Genomic DNA, 2,779 nt, shown 5'->3' on the forward strand with positions numbered 1-2,779 from the left:
GTGATGCGGGGGTCGGGGCCGTCGCGGTGGTCGCGATCCCAGGTGCGCACCTGGTCGGCGAGGTCCTCGGCGAGGGTGGTGGCGTCGGGGCCGAAGGCGTGGGCGCGGAACTCGTAGAGCGATTCGGCGATTTTCGGGCAGGTCAGGTAAGCGATGCTGGTGCTGTTGACGATGGCGTCGCCGGGTGGGCGGCCGGCGGGCGCGAGGAGCTCCGTCGCCGCGTCCTTCGCGACGTCGATCTGGCAGTAGCCGTCGAACACCGTCGCGAGCCAGAGTTTCAATGTGTCGAACGGGGTCACGGGCGGGATTCGCACCCCGGTCCAGGTATCGACGCGAGGGGTGTCGAGGATGCCGTCGAACAGCTCGGGCTTCGCCGGGTAGTTGCCGTCGAACCGTAGGACGATCTCGTCGCCGCGCAGCGCGAGGCGTTGCAGCGGGTTCGCGCCGGCGCCCTGCATGCGTACGAAGCCGCACATCTGCGTCTCGCGGCTGACCAGCCGGTCGCCGTGCCGTTCGAACGCGACCCCGCGGCCGAGGCCGCGCAGTCGTAGCGGGACGATGAGACGTCCGCCATCGACGAGCTGGTCGACCCACGCCGGTGGGATGTCCACGGCCTGTGCCGTGACGATGATCGAGTCGAACGGGGCGTGCTCGGCCGCGCCGTACCAGCCGTCGCGGGTCAGGACCTGGACCCGGTCGTAGCCCGCCGCGGCGAGGAAGCGGGCGGCTCTGTCGGTGATGTCCGGGTCGATGTCGACCGTGGTCACCTCGCCCGCCGGACCGACCAGCTCGGCGAGAAGAGCCGCGTTGTACCCACCCGAACCCAGTTCCAGGCAGCGCATCCCGGGCGCCAGGCGTGCCTGCTCGATCATCGTTGCCTGCAACCACGGCGCGGACACCGAACTGATCGTCGCCCCGTCCGCGTCGAACTTCGTCCGCACGACATCGTCGGCGTATCCCGCCTCCACCGTCGCCTCGGGCGCGAACAGGTGCCGCGGCACCGCCCGGAACGCGGCCTCCACCTCCGCCGTCCGGATCCACCCACCCGAAAGCAGGCCCTCGACCAGCCGTGCACGCAGCCCGTCCGCTTGCTCCTCGTCGAAGACGGCCGCCGGCTCATCCTGAACCACATCCACGTGGCAACACCTCCAACACAGATCGTGATCGTCGAATCGGTTGCTGTCACCCTGCCCGATCGGAGCGAGTCGCACATTCCCTGGACGACGAACATTCCGTTCGTGTCCCGCGCAGCCTCTGACCAGCGAAGACGCTCCGCACCAGGCCAACCTGTTCGTGCCCCGCACCGACTGACAGATCAACTGCTGCCGTCACCCGCGATGTGGTCGTTGATAGTTCAACCGGATGAGGCGGCCATCTCGAAACAGCGAGATCGAGGACGGCAAGTCGGCCTTGATGCCGCGGGCACGCTGCCCCACCGCGCGCTCGTCATAAAGAAGCCAGTCTTCCAGCAGCGCCGGTAGCGAGAAGTGGAGCTCAAAAGCCCGGGAGCCGTCGGCGGGCAGGATCATCCAGTCGTCGGTGACAGTGCGTCGCGTCACGAACTGGACCGGGAGGGGTACTGAAGGCCGAGGATGGGGGGAGAACCACCGGTTGCATCGGGCTGAAGATGTTCCGATCGAGGAGATTTCCCGGCGGCCAGGTGTGGTCCCGAACAATCTGTGTCGTGCCTTCGACGCCATCAGATCCACACCACGTTCCCGGGGCCTCCCGGATCGCCAGCGCCGCCTGAAGGGAACTCTCCGCACCGCGATCTTCAAGGGGCATCACCTGGAGCACTGGTAGTTCGAGTGACCACCGACGGACGGATCTGGTATCTGGTCGACGACGCGAATCGGACGGTACCGCAGGGGCCAGCGCGAGGTCAGCCGGCGCCGGAGGGCCGGCGCACCGACCCTCCGGCGCCCACCTGGCCAGTAACGCGAACCTTCATCCTGTCAACAGACGCGCTATGGAACATCTGGCACGGGGTGTTCTGCGATAGTGGAGTGCTCGGCTTCCGTGGGCCTTCCGGCCGCGGCGCACTGCACTTTGCCTGGGGGGGCGACTTCTTGACCGGCAAGCGTGACCTGCTCATGGCTGCATTGCCGGGATATGAGATCCGCGGAGAGATCGGCCATGGAGCTTTCGGTGTGGTTTTATCAGGCCAGGACAGGCTGCGCCGGGAAGTAGCCATCAAAATTGTGCACGGGTTGGATGGCGCTGCCGACAATGCCGAAACGGAGGCGCTCACTCTCGCCAGGCTTGACCATCCGCATGTCGTGCGGGTGTATGACTACATCCGGCGGGACGGCCTCGCGCTGATCGTCATGGAGCTGCTCGACGGTGGCACGCTGCGCGCGCGGGCCATGCGTGGGCTGTCCACGGAGCAGGTGTGTGCGATCGGCCTGGCCACCGCGGCGGCGCTCGGCTATGCCCACGAGCGGGGCGTGCTGCATCGGGATGTAAAGCCGGCGAACGTGCTGTTCACGAAAAGCGGGCGGCTGAAGGTCGCCGATTTCGGGATCGCCCGGGAATACACGGGCTCCGCCCTGCAGACCACAACGGCAGTCGGCACCCCGCGGTACATGGCACCGGAACAGTTCCTGGCCGGGCGGCTGGGCCCGTTCACCGATCTGTACGCGCTTGGCGTGACGGTAGTTGTCAAGTCAAGCGAGACAGTGGGTTGTTAGTCGACTGGCTGTGGGTCTGGCTGGTTGATCCACGCGGTGTCGGGTAGGCGGGGTGGCCGTGGCCTGCGGCTGAACCGTGCGGGGTAGGC

At 67.2% G+C, this 2,779-nt stretch carries 3 protein-coding genes; 1 reads left to right on the forward strand and 2 read right to left on the reverse strand.

Features of this window, described 5'->3' with window-relative positions; translation table 11 throughout:
• Together fxlM and FMEAI12_RS34450 are read right to left on the reverse strand one after the other, a co-directional pair.
• Nucleotides 1–1,136 (reverse strand): methyltransferase, FxLD system (gene fxlM, locus FMEAI12_RS34445; RefSeq protein WP_160144378.1); only part of this gene is annotated, 1,136 nt, incomplete at its 3' end.
• 192 nt (nt 1,137–1,328) lie between these two features.
• Complete coding sequence (locus tag FMEAI12_RS34450) at nt 1,329–1,559, reverse strand: hypothetical protein (protein ID WP_131626877.1); 231 nt, start codon at nt 1,557–1,559, stop codon at nt 1,329–1,331.
• A gap of 510 nt (nt 1,560–2,069) precedes the next feature.
• Here FMEAI12_RS34450 and FMEAI12_RS34455 point away from each other — a divergent pair.
• The gene (locus FMEAI12_RS34455) at nt 2,070–2,690 is read left to right on the forward strand and encodes a serine/threonine-protein kinase (protein ID WP_235015045.1); all 621 of its coding nucleotides are present in this window, start codon (nt 2,070–2,072) and stop codon (nt 2,688–2,690) included.
• The last annotated feature ends 89 nt before the right edge of the window (nt 2,691–2,779 follow it).

The organism is Parafrankia sp. Ea1.12, assembly GCF_900465275.1.
GTDB lineage: Bacteria > Actinomycetota > Actinomycetes > Frankiales > Frankiaceae > Parafrankia > Parafrankia soli.